General features: G+C 62.3%; 17 protein-coding genes. 10 read left to right on the forward strand and 7 right to left on the reverse strand.

The window, feature by feature from the left end; all coding sequences use genetic code 11:
• From IAG25_RS14720 to IAG25_RS14740, 5 genes are all read left to right on the forward strand, one after another.
• The gene (locus IAG25_RS14720) at nucleotides 1-774 is read left to right on the forward strand and encodes a molybdopterin-dependent oxidoreductase (protein WP_187605492.1); all 774 of its coding nucleotides are present in this window, start codon (nucleotides 1-3) and stop codon (nucleotides 772-774) included.
• Between the two features lie 32 nt (nucleotides 775-806).
• Complete coding sequence (locus IAG25_RS14725; RefSeq protein ID WP_187605493.1) at nucleotides 807-1,418, forward strand: hypothetical protein; 612 nt, start codon at nucleotides 807-809, stop codon at nucleotides 1,416-1,418.
• A 179-nt stretch (nucleotides 1,419-1,597) separates the two neighbouring features.
• The gene (locus tag IAG25_RS14730; protein WP_187605494.1) at nucleotides 1,598-3,049 is read left to right on the forward strand and encodes an NAD-dependent succinate-semialdehyde dehydrogenase; all 1,452 of its coding nucleotides are present in this window, start codon (nucleotides 1,598-1,600) and stop codon (nucleotides 3,047-3,049) included.
• Between the two features lie 235 nt (nucleotides 3,050-3,284).
• Nucleotides 3,285-3,515: a hypothetical protein gene (locus IAG25_RS14735; RefSeq protein ID WP_187605495.1), complete on the forward strand. Its 231-nt coding sequence runs from the start codon at nucleotides 3,285-3,287 to the stop codon at nucleotides 3,513-3,515.
• Nucleotides 3,516-3,577: 62 nt separating this feature from the next.
• Nucleotides 3,578-4,408, forward strand: a complete 831-nt coding sequence (locus IAG25_RS14740) for an NAD(P)-dependent oxidoreductase (RefSeq protein WP_187605496.1) — start codon at nucleotides 3,578-3,580, stop codon at nucleotides 4,406-4,408.
• On the opposite strand, the gene IAG25_RS14745 is transcribed toward IAG25_RS14740, so the two are convergent.
• On the reverse strand, nucleotides 4,405-5,829 hold the full coding sequence (locus IAG25_RS14745; protein ID WP_187605497.1) for an aminotransferase-like domain-containing protein: 1,425 nt from the start codon (nucleotides 5,827-5,829) through the stop codon (nucleotides 4,405-4,407). The genes IAG25_RS14740 and IAG25_RS14745 overlap by 4 nt on opposite strands.
• Nucleotides 5,830-6,127: 298 nt before the next feature.
• On the opposite strand from IAG25_RS14745, the gene IAG25_RS14750 reads away from it, so the two are divergent.
• Entirely contained in the window at nucleotides 6,128-6,451 is a 324-nt protein-coding gene (locus tag IAG25_RS14750) for a DUF2917 domain-containing protein (RefSeq protein WP_187605498.1), read from the forward strand.
• Between the two features lie 79 nt (nucleotides 6,452-6,530).
• On the opposite strand, the gene acnA is transcribed toward IAG25_RS14750, so the two are convergent.
• The 6 genes from acnA to IAG25_RS14780 all read right to left on the reverse strand — a co-directional run bounded on the left by acnA (nucleotide 6,531) and on the right by IAG25_RS14780 (nucleotide 14,768).
• Nucleotides 6,531-9,248 carry an aconitate hydratase AcnA gene (gene acnA, locus IAG25_RS14755; RefSeq protein ID WP_187605499.1) on the reverse strand — a complete coding sequence of 906 codons (2,718 nt, stop codon included), beginning with the start codon at nucleotides 9,246-9,248 and terminating at the stop codon, nucleotides 6,531-6,533.
• A gap of 46 nt (nucleotides 9,249-9,294) precedes the next feature.
• Entirely contained in the window at nucleotides 9,295-10,746 is a 1,452-nt protein-coding gene (locus IAG25_RS14760) for a bifunctional 2-methylcitrate dehydratase/aconitate hydratase (protein ID WP_187605500.1), read from the reverse strand.
• 32 nt (nucleotides 10,747-10,778) lie between these two features.
• The gene (locus IAG25_RS14765; protein ID WP_035511237.1) at nucleotides 10,779-11,285 is read right to left on the reverse strand and encodes a hypothetical protein; all 507 of its coding nucleotides are present in this window, start codon (nucleotides 11,283-11,285) and stop codon (nucleotides 10,779-10,781) included.
• An 89-nt stretch (nucleotides 11,286-11,374) separates the two neighbouring features.
• Nucleotides 11,375-12,547 carry a bifunctional 2-methylcitrate synthase/citrate synthase gene (gene prpC / locus IAG25_RS14770; protein WP_187605501.1) on the reverse strand — a complete coding sequence of 391 codons (1,173 nt, stop codon included), beginning with the start codon at nucleotides 12,545-12,547 and terminating at the stop codon, nucleotides 11,375-11,377.
• 69 nt (nucleotides 12,548-12,616) lie between these two features.
• Nucleotides 12,617-13,621: an HpcH/HpaI aldolase/citrate lyase family protein gene (locus tag IAG25_RS14775; RefSeq protein WP_187605631.1), complete on the reverse strand. Its 1,005-nt coding sequence runs from the start codon at nucleotides 13,619-13,621 to the stop codon at nucleotides 12,617-12,619.
• Nucleotides 13,622-13,781: 160 nt separating this feature from the next.
• Entirely contained in the window at nucleotides 13,782-14,768 is a 987-nt protein-coding gene (locus IAG25_RS14780; protein WP_035511232.1) for a malate dehydrogenase, read from the reverse strand.
• A 603-nt stretch (nucleotides 14,769-15,371) separates the two neighbouring features.
• Between IAG25_RS14780 and IAG25_RS14785 the strand changes: the two genes are divergently transcribed.
• From IAG25_RS14785 to sdhA, 4 genes are all read left to right on the forward strand, one after another.
• The gene (locus tag IAG25_RS14785; protein ID WP_062256789.1) at nucleotides 15,372-16,169 is read left to right on the forward strand and encodes a GntR family transcriptional regulator; all 798 of its coding nucleotides are present in this window, start codon (nucleotides 15,372-15,374) and stop codon (nucleotides 16,167-16,169) included.
• Between the two features lie 171 nt (nucleotides 16,170-16,340).
• Entirely contained in the window at nucleotides 16,341-16,751 is a 411-nt protein-coding gene (sdhC, locus tag IAG25_RS14790) for a succinate dehydrogenase, cytochrome b556 subunit (RefSeq protein WP_187605502.1), read from the forward strand.
• 2 nt (nucleotides 16,752-16,753) lie between these two features.
• Nucleotides 16,754-17,122: a succinate dehydrogenase, hydrophobic membrane anchor protein gene (sdhD, locus tag IAG25_RS14795; protein WP_187605503.1), complete on the forward strand. Its 369-nt coding sequence runs from the start codon at nucleotides 16,754-16,756 to the stop codon at nucleotides 17,120-17,122.
• A gap of 5 nt (nucleotides 17,123-17,127) precedes the next feature.
• Nucleotides 17,128-18,903, forward strand: coding sequence for a succinate dehydrogenase flavoprotein subunit (gene sdhA, locus IAG25_RS14800; RefSeq protein WP_187605504.1), 1,776 nt, complete (start codon nucleotides 17,128-17,130; stop codon nucleotides 18,901-18,903).
• Nucleotides 18,904-18,916: the final 13 nt, after the last annotated feature.

The following is an 18,916-nucleotide window of genomic DNA, read 5'->3' on the forward strand; positions in this document are numbered from 1 at the left end:
ATGTCGCTCAAGCTATTCAAATCGAGACCCGATGCCGAACTCATCATCAAGGATGCGGCGAAGGAATTAAAGGCGCCCGCGCGACGTTTATTCGGCAAGCGCATTCTGTCGCTCGGAGGGCTCGCGATGCTGTCCGGTTGCAACATCACCGACGACAAATCCGTCAACGCCATGTTGCGCCGCATCTCGTTCTTCAACGACGACGTGCAGGCGCTGCTGTTCGATCCGAACAAGCTCGCGCCGACGTATCCCGAATCGATGATCACGCGCCCGTTTCCGTTCAACGCGTTCTATGACATCGACGAAGTGCCCGAAGTCGATCCGTCGACATACAAGCTGGAAATCGGCGGCCTCGTCAAAGGCAAGCGCGTCTGGACGCTCGACGAACTGCACGCGATGCCGCAGGAAAGCCAGGTGACGCGTCATATCTGCATCGAAGGCTGGAGCGCGATCGGCAAGTGGGGCGGCGTGCGCTTCGCGCAGGTCCTCGCACGTGCAGGTGCCGATACGAGCGCGAAATACGTGGCCTTTCATTGCGCCGATAACTACTCGACGAGCATCGACATGCCGACCGCGCTGCACGCGCAGACGCTGCTCACGCTCACTTACGACGGCCAGATTCTGCCGCCGAAATACGGCTTCCCGATGAAGCTGCGCATGCCGACCAAGCTCGGCTACAAGAACCCGAAGCACATCGTCGCGATCACCGTGACGAACGACTACCCCGGCGGCTATTGGGAGAACCAGGGTTACAACTGGTTCGGCGGGTCCTGAAGCTTCCGCTTTCATCACTCCAAGGAGATTGCATGTCGATTCGAATCAAACTCGGCGTCAGCATCGTGACGCTCGCACTCGCTTCCGCAGCCTTCGCCCAGACGCCCGCCGCGAAACCCGCGCGCATTCGCGGCGATATCGTGTCGCTGTCGGGCGACACGCTCACCGTCCATCGACGCAGCGGCGACACGGTGAAGATCGCCGTCAAGCCGGATACGCCCGTCACCGCGCTGAAGAACATCAAGCTGCAGGACATCAAGCCGGGCTCGTTCGTGGGCACGGCAGCGACCACCGGCACGGACGGCAAGCTCACCGCGACCGAAGTGCTTGTGTTCCCGGAATCCGCGCGCGGCACGGGTGAAGGCCACTACGCGTGGGATCTGGGCCCGCAAAGCTCGATGACCAACGCGAATGTCGATCAGGTCGTGCAGGGCACGAGCGGCCGCGATCTGAAGCTCTCGTACAAGGGCGGCGCGAACTCGGTGACGGTGCCGGAAAACGTGCCTGTCGTGACCTTCGCGCCCGCGACGCACGACGACCTGAAGCCGGGCAAGAAGGTGTTCGTCGTCGCGAGTCCGGCGGGCTCGGACTTCGCGGCGCAGCGTATCGTCGTCGAGAAGGATGGCGTCGCGCCGCCGATGTAATCGCGCGGTTCTGTTCTGTGCATCATGAGCGCCCGCCGGGATCGTCCCGGCGGGCGTTCGTCATTCGGGCGTCACGGTGCGTACCTGCAGATACCACGCGTTCGGGATAACATTGCCGTTTGCATCTTTTGATGTTGCGCAACGTAGCATCAGGCCACGCCACTTGTAAGGAGACATGCATGAGCAATACGCGTTCCGATTTTCCTGCTTATCCGAATACCCAGCTTTATATCGACGGCGCCTGGCGCGATGGCTCACGCGACACCGCCGTGATCAATCCCGCGAACGAAGCCGAGATCGGCCGTCTTGCGCTCGCAGGCGAAGCGGAGCTTTCGCTCGCAGCCGACGCCGCCGCGCGCGGCTTCAAGGCATGGCGCAAGGTCTCGCCCTACGAGCGCAGCAAGCTGATGCGTCGCGCGGCGCAGAATATCCGCGATCGCGCCGAGCAGATCGCCGCCATCATGTCGATGGAGCAGGGCAAGCCGTTCGGCGAGGCGCGCATCGAAACGCTGTCGGCGGCGGACATCATCGAATGGTTCGCGGAAGAAGGACGCCGCACGTATGGCCGCGTGATTCCGTCGCGCACGGATGCGGTGCGCCAGATCGTCACGCGTGAACCGGTCGGTCCGGTCGCCGCATTCACGCCGTGGAATTTCCCGATCAATCAGGCAGTGCGCAAGGTGTCGGCCGCGCTCGCGTCGGGCTGCTCGGTCGTGCTGAAAGGCCCCGAAGAGACGCCCGCAAGCTGCGCGGCGCTCGTGCAGGCTTATGCCGATGCGGGCCTGCCCGCCGGCGTGCTGAACCTCGTGTTCGGCGTGCCCGCCGATGTCTCGAAGTATCTGATCGCGCATCCCGCGATCCGCAAGATTTCGTTCACCGGCTCGACGCCGGTCGGCAAGCTGCTCGCATCGCTCGCGGGCGAGCACATGAAGCGCGTGACGATGGAACTGGGTGGCCACGCGCCCGCCATCGTGTTCAAGGACGCGGACATCCCCCGTGCGGCGAAGATGCTCGCATCGGCGAAGTTCCGCAACGCGGGCCAGGTGTGCATTTCGCCGACGCGCTTTCTCGTCGAAGAAGCTGCATACGACGAGTTTGTGCAGCACTTCGTCGCGACCGCGAACGCGGTGAAGGTCGGCAACGGTCTCGACGACGGCGTGCAGATGGGCCCGCTCGCGAACGGCCGCCGTCTCGAAGCAATGGAACGTCTTGTCGCGGATGCGCGCGAGCAGGGCGCGAAGGTGTTGACGGGCGGCGAGCGCATCGGACGCGAAGGCTACTTCTTCGCGCCGACGGTGCTCACCGATGTGCCGATGAGCGCCCGCATCATGACCGAAGAGCCGTTCGGCCCGATCGCGCCGATCGCATCGTTCAAGTCGTATGACGAAGTGATCGCCGAAGCGAATCGCCTGCCTTACGGACTCGCGGCGTACGCTTACACGAGCTCGGCGGCAACGTCGGCGGCGGTATCGGACGATATCGAAAGCGGGATGCTCTCGATCAATCACCACGGACTCGCATTGCCGGAGACGCCGTTCGGCGGCGTGAAGGACTCGGGCTACGGTTCGGAAGGCGGCAGCGAAGCGATGGAAGCGTATCTCGTCACGAAGTTCGTGACGGAGCATCGTTGATTGTTGCGTTGGTGAAGTAGTCCAGAGGCGGCCCTTCGAAGGCCGCCTTTTTTATTGCACGCGAATAATAAGGATGGCGAATCGAAAGATGCGTGAAACCATCGTGAAATAAGTACCAGTTTCAGGCATGTAACGCCCGTAACACGCGGAAAAATATCCGTAGCCGAATTGCCAGCTTCGCTCTCTAGCATGTATCGATACGTCCCTTCCGCTCGTCCCGCGCCTGGAGAATCGAATGCTGAGTCCACACGAAATTTCCACGCTCTTGCTGATTGAGCGCTCGCCTCATCAGGTCGAAGTCTTCGGCCAGCACGCCGCGCGTTTGCTTCAGGAGGCGCTCGTCGAAATCACGCGGCTGCCGACTGGCGCGCCGATGCCGCTTCTCACGCCGAAGGGACTCGATGTGCTGAAAAGACTCGATGCGCTCTGGCATCTTCACTCGAACGAAACCGAAGACAGCGAATAGGCCGAGCGCTTCTCTGTTCGCAAGCGTATTCTGTTTCGTTCGCGGATACACGGAGCCTGCAAGTGACTCAATCGAAACATCCCACCGTCGCGATTCTGGGCGCGGGCAGCATGGGATCGGCTATCGGCCGCGCATTGACGCAATCGGGCGCGCGCGTGCTGACATCGCTCGAAGGCCGCAGCGCCGCGAGCGCCGCGCGTGCTCGCGAAGCCGGCATGGAAGACGCGAGCCTCGATGGCCTCGCGGCATGCGAATTCATTCTGTCCATCGTGCCGCCCGCGGTCGCGATCGACACCGCGAAACGCATGGCGCCCATGCTCGAACGGGCAAGCGTGCCGCCGCTCTTTATCGACTGCAACGCGATCAATCCCGATACGGTCAGGGAAATCGAGCGCGTGCTCGAACCGACCGGCACGCCATTCGTCGATGGCGCGATCATCGGCATGCCTTCTTCGCCCAAGTTCTACATGTCGGGTCCGCATGCACGGCGCACTCAGCCGCTCGCCGATGCCGGCCTCGCCGTGCGTGTGCTCGATGGACCGGTGGGCGCCGCATCCGCGCTCAAGATGTCGTATGCGGGCATCACGAAGGGGCTGACGGCGCTCGGCTCGGCCATGTCGCTCGCCGCGATGCGCAACGGCGCGGGCGATGCGCTTCTCGCCGAACTCGCGGAGAGTCAGCCCGCGCTTGCCGCGTGGCTCGCGGGCAATGTGCCGCGCATGCCGCCGAAAGCGTATCGATGGGTCGCGGAGATGGAAGAGATCGCGCAGTTCATCGGCGATGACTTCGCGGAGCATCGCATCTACGAAGGCGCGGCGGGACTTTACGCACGGCTTGCGCAAGACAGCGACGCGACCGATGCGCTCGAACGCTTCTTCGATAAAAGCCGCTAGACGCGCGCGACCGCGGCTTCCTTCATGTGCTCGAAGAAGCGCGCCGCGCGCCGGTCGCCCGCATACGCGGAGTTGATGCGCACCCACGCACACGCCTCGCCGTTCGGGCGGTAATAGTTGCCCGGCGCGAGCGTCACACCGAACTTCACCGCTTCGTCGACGAGCACGGACGAATCGTCGATGCCCGGCACTTTCGCCCACACGAAGTTGCCGCCGCTCGGTTCATCGAACACATCCCAGCCGTAGCTTTCGAGCATTTGCACCGCGCTCGACAGCGAATCGCGCACGCGCTTGCGCAGCCGTTCCAGATACTTGCGATACGTGCCGCGTTCGAGCAGGCTCGCAGCGACGCTCTCCGCGAATCGCGTGCCGCCGAGACTCGTCAGCACCTTCACGTCGACGAGATTCTTCACGAGCTCGCGATTCGCCGCGAGATAGCCGATACGCAACGACGACGACAGCGTCTTCGACAAGCCGCCGACATAGATCACGCGATCGAGTTGATCGAGCGATGCGAGGCGTTGCGTCGGCACGGCCTGAAAATCGGCGTAGATATCGTCCTCGACGATCATGAAGCCATGCTGTGTCGCGAGTTGCAGCAGCCTGAACGCGACCTGCGGCGCGACGTTCGTCGCGGTCGGGTTCTGGAACACCGTGTTGATGAAAAAGAGCTTCGGTTGATGCTGCCTGAGCAGTTCTTCCGCGATATCGATATCGGGACCATTCGCGAGCCGCGGCACGCCGACGAGACGCACGCCTTGCAGCTTCAGAAGTCCGAAGAGATTGTAGTAACCGGGGTCTTCGACGAACACCGTATCGCCCGGCTTCAGCATGTAGCGCACGACGAGATCGAGCGCCTGACTCGCCCCGGTTGTGATCATCACGTTCGGAAGATCGGCGTCGATGCCGAGCGCGTTGATGCGCATCGCGATCTGCTGGCGCAGGCTCGTGTCGCCGTGCGGAATCGCGTAATCGATCACGCTCGATACGTCGAGGCGCGACGCCTGACGGATCGCCTGCGTGAGACCCTCTACGTCGCGCCACGCCTCCGGGATGAAGCCGCTCGAGAGCTTCAGCGACTCGCCGGGATAGTTGAACTGCTGAAGAATCTGGTTCGATTCTTCTTCGGCGAGGCGCGGATCGCAATTGCCGGCGTTGCTCTCGCGCTCGTCGACGTGATTCGCCACATAGAAGCCCGAACCGTGTTTCGGCTGAATCAGCCCGCGCGACGCGAGCCGGTCGTACGCCTCGATCACCGGAAAGCGGCTGATGCGCTGCTCGGCGGCGAGCTGACGAATCGACGGCAGCTTCGCACCCGCGAGCACGCGGCGAGAACGGATCATCGCCTCGATCTGGTTGACGATCTGCTCGGTCAGCGGCACGCCGGTGCCGCCGTCGATGTGGAGCGGAAGTGCATTCATGATGTCTGAAACTGTTCAGTGAATCGAAGTGAACAGTTCGATTTCGCTGTTCACCAGTGTCTTCGCGTCATTCGAACGCATCCGAAAAGCCGCGTCAAGACTAGCTGAACGGCTAGATCAAGTGTTTTTAAAGTGTCGGATCGACATGAACTGTTCGGTCAATTCAGCTTAACAGTTCTGCTCCAACTGTTCATAACTGTTCATTCAACCTGTTCGGAATCGGGCGAATAATACGCTCAACGGCTGCTTTCGCATTCGAATGCGGCCTTCCAGTTACACGATCCGAAGGAGCAGCATCATGCGTGAAATCCGGACATTCGAACTCGATCGGCGCGACGCGCCAACGCGCTGGGTGATCGATCGGCCACAGACCTTGCGCGTGAAGCGCGGGCAAGTCTGGCTGACCATCGAAGGCACAGCCGATGATTACTGGCTGGACGCGGGCGCGTCCGTCGAACTGAAGCCTTACACGACGATCTGGGTCAGCGGAACGGCAGATTCGAGCTGGTTCTCGCTGGCGTCCGACTCGTCTCACGGCGGTGCGCGGCGGCTGGGCGAAATCGCGCGCGCGTGGTTTGCGCGCCGTGCGATGCCCACGAAACTCGCGACCTCCAAGGCCTAGGACGAAAAAAAACCCGGCCGGGGCCGGGTCCAATGTTCCCGCGCTCTTTCGAGCGCGGTCACCTGCAAAACAGGCTTGCTTACGCCGCGAGCAGCGAGCGCAGCACGAACGGCAGAATCCCGCCGTGCTTGTAGTAGTCGACTTCGATCGGTGTATCGATACGCAGCAGCACCTGCACGCGATCTTCCTTGCCGTCCTTGCGATGGATCACCAGCGTGACTTCCTGCTGCGGCTTGAAGTCGTCGCCGAGACCCTCGATGTCGTAGGTCTCTTCGCCCGTGATGTTCAGCGACTGGACGCTGTCCGCGCCCTTGAACTGCAGCGGCAACACGCCCATGCCGACGAGATTCGAGCGATGGATACGCTCGAAGCTGCGCGCGACCACGGCCTTCACGCCGAGCAGTTGCGTGCCCTTCGCCGCCCAGTCGCGCGACGAACCCGTGCCGTATTCTTCGCCCGCGAAGATGACGGTCTGCGTGCCGGCGTCGATGTACTTCATCGCGGCATCGTAGATCGACAACTGTTCGCCGCTCGGCTGATGAATCGTCAGGCCGCCTTCGACGCGCGTGCCGTCGGCCTTCGCCGGAATCATCAGGTTCTTGATACGGACGTTCGCGAAGGTGCCGCGCATCATCACGTCGTGATTGCCGCGACGCGAGCCGTAGCTGTTGAAGTCGGCCTTCTGCACGCCGTTTGCCTTCAGCCACACGCCCGCCGGCGACGTTTCCTTGATCGAGCCCGCCGGGCTGATGTGGTCGGTCGTCACGGAATCGCCGAAGATGCCGAGCGCGCGCGCGCCTGTAACCGCGGGGATCGAATCGGCCGGCTGCATCGAAAAGTCGCTGCCGAAGAACGGCGGCTCGGCGATGTACGTCGACTTCGGCCAGTCATACACCTGACCGCTTTCGCCCGCAATCTTGCTCCACAGGTCGCCGTCCTTCGTGAGCTGCGAGTAGTTCTCGCGGAACGCCTTCGCGTCGAGCGCGAACTTGAGCAGCGCGTGGACTTCGTCGCTCGTCGGCCAGATGTCGCCGAGATAGATGTCGCGGCCGTCCGTGCCTTTGCCGACAGGCTCGGTCATCAGATCGCGCGTGATGGTGCCCGCGATCGCGTATGCCACAACCAGCGGCGGCGAAGCCAGGAAGTTCGCGCGGATGTTCGGGTGAATACGCGCTTCGAAGTTACGGTTGCCCGACAGCACCGCCGCCGCGACGACGTCGTTCTTCGTGATCGCGTCGTTCAGTTCCGGCGTCAGGTCGCCCGCATTGCCGATACAGGTCGTGCACCCGTACGCGGCGAGCGTGAAGCCGAGCTTGTCGAGATAGGGCAGGAGGCCCGTCTTCGTCAGATACTCGGTGACGATGCGCGATCCGGGCGCGAGCGACGTCTTGATGTGCGGCGCGACCGTCAGACCCGCTTCGACGGCCTTCTTCGCCAGCAGACCGGCGGCGAGCAGCACGCTCGGGTTCGACGTGTTCGTGCACGACGTGATCGCGGCGATCAGCACGTCGCCGTTCTTCAGGTTCACGCCGTCGGCGGTTTTGTAGTCGGCTTCGAGATCGGCGGCCTTCTTGTTGAAGCCGTTTTCGCCGGCGGGCTTCGAGAAGAGGTCGGCGAACGTGCTCTTCACGTTGCCGATTTCGATGCGATCCTGCGGACGCTTCGGGCCCGCGAGCGACGGCGCGACCGTGCCCAGGTCGAGTGAAAGCGTCTTGGTGTAGTCGATGTCGCCGGCCTTCGGCACGCCCCACAGCTTCTGCGCCTTGAAGTACTGCTCGAACGCGGCGATTTCCGCGTCGGTGCGGCCCGTGCCCTTGAAGTAGTCGATGGTCTTTTCATCGACGGGGAAGAAGCCCATGGTCGCGCCGTACTCGGGCGCCATGTTGCCGATGGTCGCGCGATCCGGCACGCCGATCGAGGCCGTGCCTTCGCCGAAGAACTCGACGAACTTGCCGACGACCTTTTCCTTGCGCAGCATTTCGGTGATGGTCAGCACGAGGTCGGTCGCCGTGCAGCCTTCGCGCAGCTTGCCCTTCAGCTCGACGCCGACGACGTCCGGCGTCAGGAAGTACACCGGCTGGCCGAGCATGCCCGCTTCCGCTTCGATGCCGCCCACGCCCCAGCCTACCACGCCGATACCGTTGATCATCGTCGTGTGGCTGTCCGTGCCGACGAGCGTGTCCGGATAGTAGACGGTGTCGTTGCCTTCGGTCTTCTTGTGCACGCCGCGCGCGAGGTATTCGAGGTTCACCTGGTGCACGATGCCGATGCCCGGCGGCACGACCTTAAACGTGTCGAACGCCTGCATGCCCCACTTCATGAACTGGTAGCGCTCGTTATTGCGCTGGAATTCCAGCTTCATGTTCAGGTCGAGCGCGTTCGGCTCACGGAAGTGATCGATCTGCACCGAGTGATCGACGACGAGATCCACCGGCACGAGCGGCTCGATCGCCTTCGGATCCTTGCCCGCGCGCTTGGCGACGCCACGCATCGCGGCGATGTCGGCGAGCAGCGGCACGCCCGTGAAGTCCTGCAGCACGACGCGCGCGACCACGAACGGAATTTCATCGACACGAGCGGCGTTGGGCTTCCAGTTCGCCAGTTGCTCGATGTGCTCTTCGGAAATCTTCTTGCCGTCGTAATTGCGCAGCACCGATTCGAGCACCAGCCGGATCGAGACCGGCAGACGCTGGATCTTGACCTTCAGCGCGTCGCCGAGTTGTGGCAGCGAGTAGAGCTTGCCTTTGCCGGAGCCGCTGTCGAATTCCTTGAGCGTGTTGTGGAGATTGTGGGCCATGGTTATTTTCCTTGGACTAAGACGAGGAAATTGCTTCTTTGTGAGGCTAAATCACGTACAGATCGACATATTCATTGACCGGCATCGCTTCGAGTCTTGCCTGGTCGAGCGATACCGCGAGGATCGCCTGCTGCTGCTTTTGCGGAAAACGGCGCGCGAGATTCGTCCTGAACTTCTCGACGAGCAACGGAATGCCGTCCGCGCGCCGGCGCTTGTGACCGATCGGATACTCGACCGCGATTTCATCGAGCGTCGTGCCGTCGTTGAATTCGACGGTCAGCGCATTCGCGATCGAGCGCTTGTCCGGATCGTGATAATCCTTCGTGTACTGCGAGTCTTCCACGCATTCCATTTTCGCGCGCAGCGCGTCGATGCGCGGGTCCTGCGCGATGGCATCTTCGTAATCGGCGGCGGTGAGACGGCCGTGGATCAGCGGCACGGCGATCATGTACTGAATGCAGTGATCGCGGTCCGCGGGGTTGTTCAGTGGCCCCTTCTTGTCGATGATGCGAATCGCCGCTTCGTGCGTGCGAATCGTGATCTTCCTGATGTCATCGACGGATCTGCCGGCTTGCTTCAGCTTGCCGTGCAAGGTCATCGCGGCTTCGACGGCCGTTTGCGCATGGAACTCGGCGGGAAACGAGATCTTGAAGAGCACGTTCTCCATCACGTAAGAACCATACGGGCGCTGGAACCTGAACGCCTCGCCCTTGAAGAGCACGTCGTAAAAGCCCCATGTTTTAGCGCTCAGAACGGACGGATAGCCCATCTCGCCGGTCTTCGCGATCAACGCGAGGCGCACGGCGCGCGAGGTGGCGTCGCCCGCGGCCCACGACTTGCGCGAGCCCGTGTTGGGCGCATGACGATACGTGCGCAGCGCATGGCCATCGACGAAGGCGAGCGACACCGCGTTGATCAGTTCATCGCGCGTGAGGCCGATCATCTGCCCGACAACCGCTGTCGATGCGAGCTTGACGAGCAGCACGTGATCGAGCCCGACCTTGTTGAACGAGTTCTCCAGCGCGATGCAGCCTTGAATTTCGTGCGCCTTGATCATCGCGATCAGGACGTCTTTCATGTCGAGCGGCTTCTTGCCCGATGCGATCGCGTTACGCGAAAGCCAGTCGGCCGTTGCGAGAATGCCGCCGAGGTTATCGGACGGATGGCCCCACTCCGCGGCGAGCCATGTGTCGTTGAAGTCGAGCCAGCGGATCATCGCGCCGATATTGAACGCGGCCTGTACCGGGTCGAGTTGAAACGGGGTGCCTGGCACCTTCGCACCGTTGGGGACGATCGTGCCCGGCACGATCGGTCCCATCAGCTTGGTGCAGGCGGGGTAGGAGAGTGCTTCGAGTCCGCAGCCGAGTGTGTCGATCAGGCAGTTGCGCGCCGTTTCGAGTGCAAGCGTGCTGTCGACGCTGTAATCGAGCACGTAGTCGACTATGTCTACCAGTACCTTGTCCGGATCGGGCCGGACGTTGGAAATCGGTGCGGACATCGAGGGATTCCTGATTTAAGTGCTGAGCTAACTTACTCCGCGTTCTTGATCAGCGCGTTCGACTGCGTCGGAGCCGGGCCGCCCGCAGCCATGTCGGGCGTCATGCACTCGTCGGCGAGGCGCGACGAGTCCTTATCCGAGAACAGCATCGCTTTCGACGGGATCACGACGAGGTCCATGCCCGACGCCGAATCGTGGAAACGATCCGCACCGGTCGTCGTGTCCTGGCGCGGCAGGCGGTAATCCTTCTTGGCCCAGTTCACGGTGACGATGGCGTCACGCTTCATGTCGCCTTTCAGGTAGAAAGCGTTACCGTCCTTGCACGACCACTTCACTGCACCTTCGGGAATCGGATCAGTCTTGGCCGCCGCGGCCGCTTCGGCCTTGGGGCTGCGCTTGATCAGGCGGCGAGCCGGAGCGGGGCGCTTGGCCTTGGCCGCGCTCGAATCGGTGGCCGTCGCAGCGAAGGCGTCGGCGCTGACGAAGACGCTCGTCGTAGCCAGCGTGCCGGCGATTGCAGCGATCAGAAGTTTATTCATCGAAAAAAACCTTTCAAAAACATTGGGGTTGAATGGCGATTGCCGCGCGGCGTGGACTTCTTCCTCGTGAAATCCGATCGCGCAGCCCGCTATTTTCGCTTATTTATCGGGATGAACTTCAAATTCTCCGGTCCGGTGTAATTTGCGCTCGGCCGGATGATCTTGTTGTCGATGCGTTGTTCGATGATGTGCGCCGCCCAACCCGACGTGCGCGAGATCACGAACAGCGGCGTGAACATCGCCGTGGGCACGCCCATCATGTGATACGAAACCGCGCTGAACCAGTCGAGATTCGGGAACATCTTCTTCGCGTCCCACATCACCGTTTCGAGACGCTCGGCGATATCGAACAGTTTCGTGTCGCCGGCTTCCTTCGACAGCTTCTTCGCGATTTCCTTGATGACCTTGTTGCGCGGATCGGAGATCGTGTACACCGGATGGCCGAAACCGATCACGACTTCCTTGTTCTCCACACGGCGCTTGATGTCGGCTTCCGCTTCGTCGGGCGTTTCATAGCGCGATTGAATGTCGAAGGCCGCTTCGTTCGCACCGCCGTGCTTCGGGCCGCGCAGCGCGCCGATCGCGCCGGTGATCGCCGAGTACATGTCGGTGCCGGTGCCGGCGATCACGCGCGCCGTGAACGTCGATGCGTTGAACTCGTGCTCGGCATACAGGTTCAGCGATACATGCATCGCATCGACCCACGACTTCGACGGCGCCACGCCATGCAGCAGATGCAGGAAGTGCCCGCCGATGGAATCGTCATCGGTTTCGACTTCGATGCGCTTGCCATTGTGCGAGTAGTGATACCAGTACAGCAGCATCGAGCCGAACGAGGCCATCAGCTTGTCGGCGATATCCTTCGCGCCCGGCACGTTGTGATCGTCCTTCTCGGGAAGGATGGTGCCGAGCACGGAGACGCCGGTACGCATCACGTCCATCGGATGCGCGGACGCGGGAATCCATTCCAGCGCGGCCTTCAGATTCGCGGGCAGGCCGCGCAGCGCCTTCAGCTTCGTCTTGTACGCCTTCAGTTCGGCCGCATTCGGCAGCTTGCCGTGCACCAGCAGATGCGCGATCTCTTCGAATTCGGAAGTGGTCGCGACATCGAGAATGTCGTAGCCGCGATAGTGCAAGTCATTGCCGGTCTTGCCGACCGTGCACAGCGCGGTATTGCCCGCCGTGACGCCGGACAGTGCGACGGATTTCTTCGGCTTGAAACCACCGGCTGCGGGTGCTTCGGTCGATGCGGTATCAGTCATGCTCTCCAGTCTCCTTTCGTACGCTCGCCAGGCGGCGTGACTTGTCGTGCTTGAAGAACGCGCCCGCGCTCATGTCTCTGAAACCGGCGTGTCGAAGAGCGGCGCGCATTGGTCGGGCAACGTCTGGCCGGTCGCGTGCGCGCGACGCAGCACCGACCAGTAATAGCGATAGCTCGCGCGGTCATGCAGCGTGTCGCCGTGGCGCGTCGGGCCCCACCGCGCGCGTTGCGCTTCGAGCAGGATCTCTGCGGCGAGCGCGATTTCATCGGCGCGCGGCGAGAAAGCCTCGACGATCGGCCTGATCTGGTCCGGATGGATGCTCCACATGCGCGTGTAGCCGAACTCGTTGCGGGCGCGCGCGGCATCGTTCGCGACGACGCTCATGTCGCGCACTTCCGTCGATACATTGTGCGACGGCACCTTGCCATGCGCGTGACACGCAGCGGCGATCTCCAGCTTCGCGCGCCGCACGAGCGGATGATCGAACTGGCCGGGAGAGCGCATCGCGGTATCGGGAATGGCGCCGTTGTGCGCGGACACGAAATCCATCAGGCCGAAGCTCAGTGATTCGACGCCCGGCAGCGCGGCGAGTTCGAACGCCTGCGCGAGCGCGCCGTGCGTTTCGATCAGCAGATGACAGGGAATCGGCTTCGCAATGCCGAGCTCGCTGCGCGTTGCTTCGATGAAGGCCACCATCTCGGCGGCATCGGAAGCGCTGCGGATCTTCGGCAGCATGATGAACGCGGGCGCGTGCTTCGCGTTGCGCAGGATGATGCGCACGTCGTCGCGCCACGCTCGATGATGGAAGTCGTGGATGCGCACGCCGACGCGACCGAAGCGGTCTTCCTCGGCGCCGACGAACGATGCCACCATCTCGGCATGGCCGGTCTCGTGACCGACTTGCGCGCCGTCCTCGCAATCGAGCGTGATGTCGAACACCGGGCCCAGTTGCGCCTGCAACGCCAGTGATTTCCTGATCAGCTTCTCGCTGCCCGCGTAGTGATCGCAGGGCGGAAGCACGGCAGGCTGCGGTTCGCCGTCAAACAGCACTTCGGCGGGAGTGAGATCGCGCATCGTCGGCATCGGGTCCGATTGGAGGGATGTGAATTCGATCTTGCTCATGCTTCTGATTCGGCCGCGCTCGAACACTTCAAGCGCGATCGGATCAGGCGCGAACGCGGCGAAGCGTTCGCGCTGACGGGAAGCCCTTGCGAGCTTCCCTTGTGAAACGTGCTTACTTGCCGAGCAGATGCGCGACGCCGTCACGCTCTTCGAGCAGTTCGTTAAGCGTGCCGTCCATCTTTTCGCGCGAGAACGCGTCGATTTCCAGACCTTCGACGCGCTTGTACTCGCCGTTTTCGCACGTGACGGGCACGCCGTAGATGATGTCTTCCGGAATGCCGTACGAGCCGTCCGACGGAATGCCCATGGTCACCCACTTGCCGTTCGTGCCGAGCACCCAGTCACGCACGTGATCGATGGCCGCGTTGGCCGCCGATGCCGCCGACGACAGGCCGCGCGCTTCGATGATCGCCGCACCGCGCTTGCCGACGGTCGGGATGAACGTGTTGCGGTTCCATTCGTCGTCGCTGATGAGCTTCGTGAGGTCCTGGCCTTCGGCGGTCGCGAAGCGGAAGTCCGGGTACATCGTCGGCGAGTGGTTGCCCCACACGGCGAGCTTTTCGATCGACGCGACCGGCTTGCCGGACTTGGCCGCCAGTTGCGACAGCGCGCGGTTGTGGTCCAGGCGCAGCATGGCGGTGAAGTTCTTCTTCGGCAGATCCGGCGCCGACTTCATCGCGATGTACGCGTTCGTGTTCGCCGGGTTGCCGACGACCAGCACCTTCACGTCGCGGCTCGCGACATCGTTCAGCGCCTTGCCCTGAACCGTGAAGATTTCGGCGTTCGCCGACAGCAGGTCCTTACGCTCCATGCCCTTCGAACGCGGACGCGCACCGACGAGCAGCGCGACGTCGGCATCCTTGAACGCGACCTTGGGATCGTCCGTGACGACCACGCCTGCGAGCAGCGGGAACGCGCAGTCTTCCAGTTCCATCACGACGCCCTTCACGGCGGCTTGCGCTTGCGGCAGATCGAGCAACTGAAGAATCACGGGCTGGTCTTTGCCGAGCAGATCGCCGTTGGCGATACGGAACAGCAGCGAGTAGCCGATTTGACCTGCGGCGCCGGTTACGGCAACGCGCTTTGCGGACTTAGCCATTGAGAACTCTCCTGGACAGTGCGTGGAACGCTAGGGAAAAACGCCATTTTATGCGCGTTACGCAAAGCGTTGATGAAGACATGCCGGCCATGCCGCGTGCGAATCGCCGAACGCGGCGCCACGTGCCGTGGCGCGCGTTCGTTGATGGATTCGCGTCGCATGAATGTTCGAGCGGCGTGACTGTCATGCCATGAATCCTTCTCTTCGAGCGAGAGGCGTGCGGGATGATCTGGAAGGACGCGATGATTTCGCTTGGTCTGACGGCAACGCGCCCATACGAGACGGCGCTTGACGTTGCGAGGCGTGGGGCAGGCAGCGGCGCGCGAATCGAGTGGCCGATCGGCGTGAGGCGAAAGCGAAAGGGCGTGCCTGGCGGTATGCTGCGCAATGCGTGGCTGCCGCGACCCAGAGTGCTCTGGCGGCTACAACCGCCATGCAAAACACGCTGGCCGACGGTTCCTGCGCTCTCGCAACGACCCGCAAACCCTTGCTCGACAAAGAGTGTAGGATCGGTCCGAGGTAAAGTCAACACTATCTTATGTCTTATATAAGACATAGGAATCTACGGGAAAAGTCTGGACGCACGGCGGCCCTTGTGTTGAAATGCGCGGCATGAATTCCAACCCGGCGAGCACGACGACCCCCAACGGCACTGCACCGGCGGCTGAGGCCGCGAGCACGCCGTCGCCGACGTTCAGCCCGCTGTATCAGCAGATCAAGGCGCTCATCACGCAGGGGCTCGAGTCCGGCGAATGGAAGCCTGGCGAGATCATCCCGAGCGAGGTCGAACTGGCCGCGCGTTACAAGGTGAGTCAGGGCACGGTCCGCAAAGCGATCGACGAGCTCGCCGCCGACAACCTCCTCGTTCGCCGTCAGGGCAAAGGCACGTTCGTTGCGACGCACAACGAGGACCGCGTGCAGTTCCGCTTCCTGCGCCTTCTGCCCGACGACGGCGACGTTCATCCCCATGTGAGCCGCCTGCTCGAATGCAGACGGCTGCGCGCGCCCGCCGAGATTGCGCGTCAACTGGACCTGAAGCCCGCCGACCCTGTCGTTCTTATCAAGCGCTTGTTGCAGTTTGATGGCGTAACCACCGTATTCGATGAAATCTGGCTGCCGGGCGCGGTGTTTCGCGGACTCACGGCCGAGCGACTCGCCGAGTACAAGGGCCCGCTCTACGCGATGTTCGAGACGGAGTTCGGCACGCGCATGATCCGCGCGACGGAAAAGATCCGCGCCGTCGCCGCCGACGAGACCGTCGCGCAATTTCTCGATGTGGCGCAGGGATTTCCGCTTTTATCGGTGGAGCGCGTGTCCTATACCTATGGCGATCGGCCTGTCGAAGTGCGGCGCGGATGGTATGTCACGACCGGTTATTACTATCAGAACGACTTGAGTTGATCGAATGAAGCGGGGTCGCGAGCACTGGCTGAGTGCTCGCTGAATACGCACGTTGGTACGGCCATTTTCGCGCATGCAGCAACAGTCTTTTGGACGGCTATTCGCTGCAGCGCGAAATAAAAAGGCGCTAAAATCGCGGATTAGTGTTGTTTTAACAAGTTGGGGTCTAGCATGGCTGAAGCCGTAAAAAAACCAAGGCCGGAATACCGGAACATCGGAATCGGCCAGCTCGCGAAGTATCGCTTGCCGCTGGCAGGGAAGGTCTCGATCCTGCATCGTGTGAGCGGGCTCTTGCTCTTCGTGTGTCTGCCGTTCATCCTGTACCTGCTCGATCAGAGCCTCACGTCGGAGATTTCGTTCGACGCGTTCAAGGGCTTTCTCGCCAACCCCATCGTCAAGATCGTCACGCTCGTGCTGTCGTGGGCGTATCTGCATCACTTCTGCGCGGGCATTCGCTTTCTGCTGCTCGACACCCACGTCGCGGTGAACAAGGAAGGCGGCCGTCAGACCGCCCTCATCGTGCTGATCGTTTCGCTGTTGCTCACGCTCGCGATGGCCCTCAAGATCTTCGGAGTGTTCTAAACATGGCAACGCAAAATCGAGTCGGCCCCAAGCGCCTGGTCGTCGGCGCGCATTACGGTCTGCGCGACTGGCTCGCGCAACGCATCACCGCGGTCGTGATGGCCGTCTATACCGTCATTCTGCTGTTCTGGTTCTTCGGCGCGCACAACTTCTCCTATGAAGGCTGGGCGGGCATCTTCGCGACCCAGTGGATGAAGCTCGCGACTTTCGTGGCCTTGCTTTGCCTCTTCTACCACGCGTGGGTCGGCATTCGCGACATCTGGATGGACTACGTCAAGCCGATGAGCTTGCGCCTGCTCTTGCAGGTATTGACCATCCTGTGGCTGATCGGATGCGCCGGCTACGCCGCACAGATTCTCTGGAGAGTTTAAAGAACATGGCTGCAATCAAGACTTCCCTGCCGCGTCGTCGCTTTGACGTGGTCATCGTCGGCGCGGGCGGCTCGGGCATGCGCGCATCGCTGCAACTCGCGCGCGCGGGCTTGTCGGTGGCGGTGCTGTCCAAGGTGTTTCCGACGCGCTCGCATACGGTCGCGGCGCAAGGTGGCATCGGCGCATCGCTTGGCAACATGAGCGAAGACAACTGGCACTATCACTTCTACGACACCATCAAGGGCTCCGACTGGCTCGGCGACCAGGACGCGATCGAGTTCATGTGCCGCGAAGCGCCCAACGCGGTGTACGAGCTCGAACACATGGGCATGCCGTTCGACCGCAACGCCGATGGCACGATCTATCAGCGTCCGTTCGGCGGCCACACCGCGAACTACGGCGAGAAGCCGGTACAACGCGCCTGCGCTGCCGCCGACCGTACCGGCCACGCGCTCTTGCACACGCTGTATCAACAGAACGTCGCGGCTAAAACGCACTTCTTCGTCGAATGGATGGCGCTGGATCTGATCCGCGACGCCGACGGCGACGTGCTCGGCGTGACCGCGCTCGAAATGGAAACGGGCGACGTCTACATCCTCGAAGGCAAGACGACGCTGTTCGCCACGGGCGGCGCGGGCCGCATCTTCGCGGCATCGACGAATGCGTTCATCAATACGGGCGATGGCCTCGGCATGGCCGCGCGCTCGGGCATCGCGCTGCAGGACATGGAGTTCTGGCAGTTCCACCCGACCGGTGTGGCGGGCGCGGGCGTGCTGATCACCGAAGGCGTGCGCGGCGAAGGCGGCATTCTGCGCAACTCCAACGGCGATCGTTTCATGGAACGCTATGCGCCGACGCTGAAGGATCTGGCACCGCGCGACTTCGTTTCGCGCTCGATGGACCAGGAGATCAAGGAAGGCCGCGGCGTCGGTCCGAACAAGGATCACGTGCTGCTCGATCTGTCGCACATCGGCGCCGAGACGATCATGAAGCGTCTGCCGTCGATTCGCGAGATCGCGCTGAAGTTCGCCAACGTCGATTGCATCAAGGAGCCGATTCCGGTCGTGCCGACCATCCACTATCAGATGGGCGGTATTCCGACCAACATGCACGGTCAGGTCGTTGGAACAGCCAAGGGCTACGACGATCCGGTCAACGGCTTCTATGCGGTGGGCGAATGCTCGTGCGTTTCGGTGCACGGCGCGAACCGTCTGGGCACGAACTCGCTGCTCGATCTGGTCGTGTTCGGGCGCGCGGCGGGCAACCACATCATCAAGCACGCGAAGGAACTGAAAGAGCACAAGCCGCTGCCGGCCGATGCCGCCGACTTCGCGATGGAACGCCTCGCGGTGCTGGAGAAATCGACCTCGGGCGAGTACACGCAGAACATCGCCAACGATATCCGCGCGTCGATGCAGGCGCATGCGGGCGTGTTCCGCACGTCGAAGCTGCTCGAAGAAGGCGTCGGCAAGATCGCGGAACTGGCCGAGCGCGTGAAGCACGTGCATCTGAAGGACAAGTCGAAGGTGTTCAACACGGCGAAGGTCGAGGCGCTGGAACTGGCGAACCTGATCGAAGTGGCGCGCGCGACGATGGTATCGGCCGAAGCGCGCAAAGAGAGCCGTGGCGCGCACGCGCACAGCGACTACGAACATCGCGACGACGAGAACTGGATGCGTCACACGCTGTGGTTCAGCGAGGGCGATCGGCTGGATTACAAGCCGGTGCAGATGAAGCCGCTGACGGTCGAATCGGTGCCGCCGAAGGCGCGTACCTTCTAAGGAAAGCGCAAGG

The organism is Caballeronia sp. EK (genome assembly GCF_014384845.1).
GTDB classification, from domain to species: domain Bacteria; phylum Pseudomonadota; class Gammaproteobacteria; order Burkholderiales; family Burkholderiaceae; genus Caballeronia; species Caballeronia jiangsuensis.

Bases quoted from the DNA above. Each gene is read 5' to 3' on its own strand.
- IAG25_RS14725 (WP_187605493.1), top strand. From the start codon at position 807: ATGTCGATTCGAATCAAACTCGGCGTCAGCATCGTGACGCTCGCACTC.
- acnA (WP_187605499.1), bottom strand. From the start codon at position 9,248: ATGGCCCACAATCTCCACAACACGCTCAAGGAATTCGACAGCGGCTCC.
- IAG25_RS14780 (WP_035511232.1), bottom strand. From the start codon at position 14,768: ATGGCTAAGTCCGCAAAGCGCGTTGCCGTAACCGGCGCCGCAGGTCAA.
- IAG25_RS14775 (WP_187605631.1), bottom strand. From the start codon at position 13,621: ATGCGCGATCTCACTCCCGCCGAAGTGCTGTTTGACGGCGAACCGCAG.
- IAG25_RS14730 (WP_187605494.1), top strand. From the start codon at position 1,598: ATGAGCAATACGCGTTCCGATTTTCCTGCTTATCCGAATACCCAGCTT.
- IAG25_RS14735 (WP_187605495.1), top strand. From the start codon at position 3,285: ATGCTGAGTCCACACGAAATTTCCACGCTCTTGCTGATTGAGCGCTCG.
- IAG25_RS14760 (WP_187605500.1), bottom strand. From the start codon at position 10,746: ATGTCCGCACCGATTTCCAACGTCCGGCCCGATCCGGACAAGGTACTG.
- sdhC (WP_187605502.1), top strand. From the start codon at position 16,341: ATGGCTGAAGCCGTAAAAAAACCAAGGCCGGAATACCGGAACATCGGA.
- IAG25_RS14785 (WP_062256789.1), top strand. From the start codon at position 15,372: ATGCGCGGCATGAATTCCAACCCGGCGAGCACGACGACCCCCAACGGC.
- IAG25_RS14750 (WP_187605498.1), top strand. From the start codon at position 6,128: ATGCGTGAAATCCGGACATTCGAACTCGATCGGCGCGACGCGCCAACG.
- prpC (WP_187605501.1), bottom strand. From the start codon at position 12,547: ATGACTGATACCGCATCGACCGAAGCACCCGCAGCCGGTGGTTTCAAG.
- sdhD (WP_187605503.1), top strand. From the start codon at position 16,754: ATGGCAACGCAAAATCGAGTCGGCCCCAAGCGCCTGGTCGTCGGCGCG.
- IAG25_RS14720 (WP_187605492.1), top strand. From the start codon at position 1: ATGTCGCTCAAGCTATTCAAATCGAGACCCGATGCCGAACTCATCATC.
- IAG25_RS14765 (WP_035511237.1), bottom strand. From the start codon at position 11,285: ATGAATAAACTTCTGATCGCTGCAATCGCCGGCACGCTGGCTACGACG.
- sdhA (WP_187605504.1), top strand. From the start codon at position 17,128: ATGGCTGCAATCAAGACTTCCCTGCCGCGTCGTCGCTTTGACGTGGTC.
- IAG25_RS14745 (WP_187605497.1), bottom strand. From the start codon at position 5,829: ATGAATGCACTTCCGCTCCACATCGACGGCGGCACCGGCGTGCCGCTG.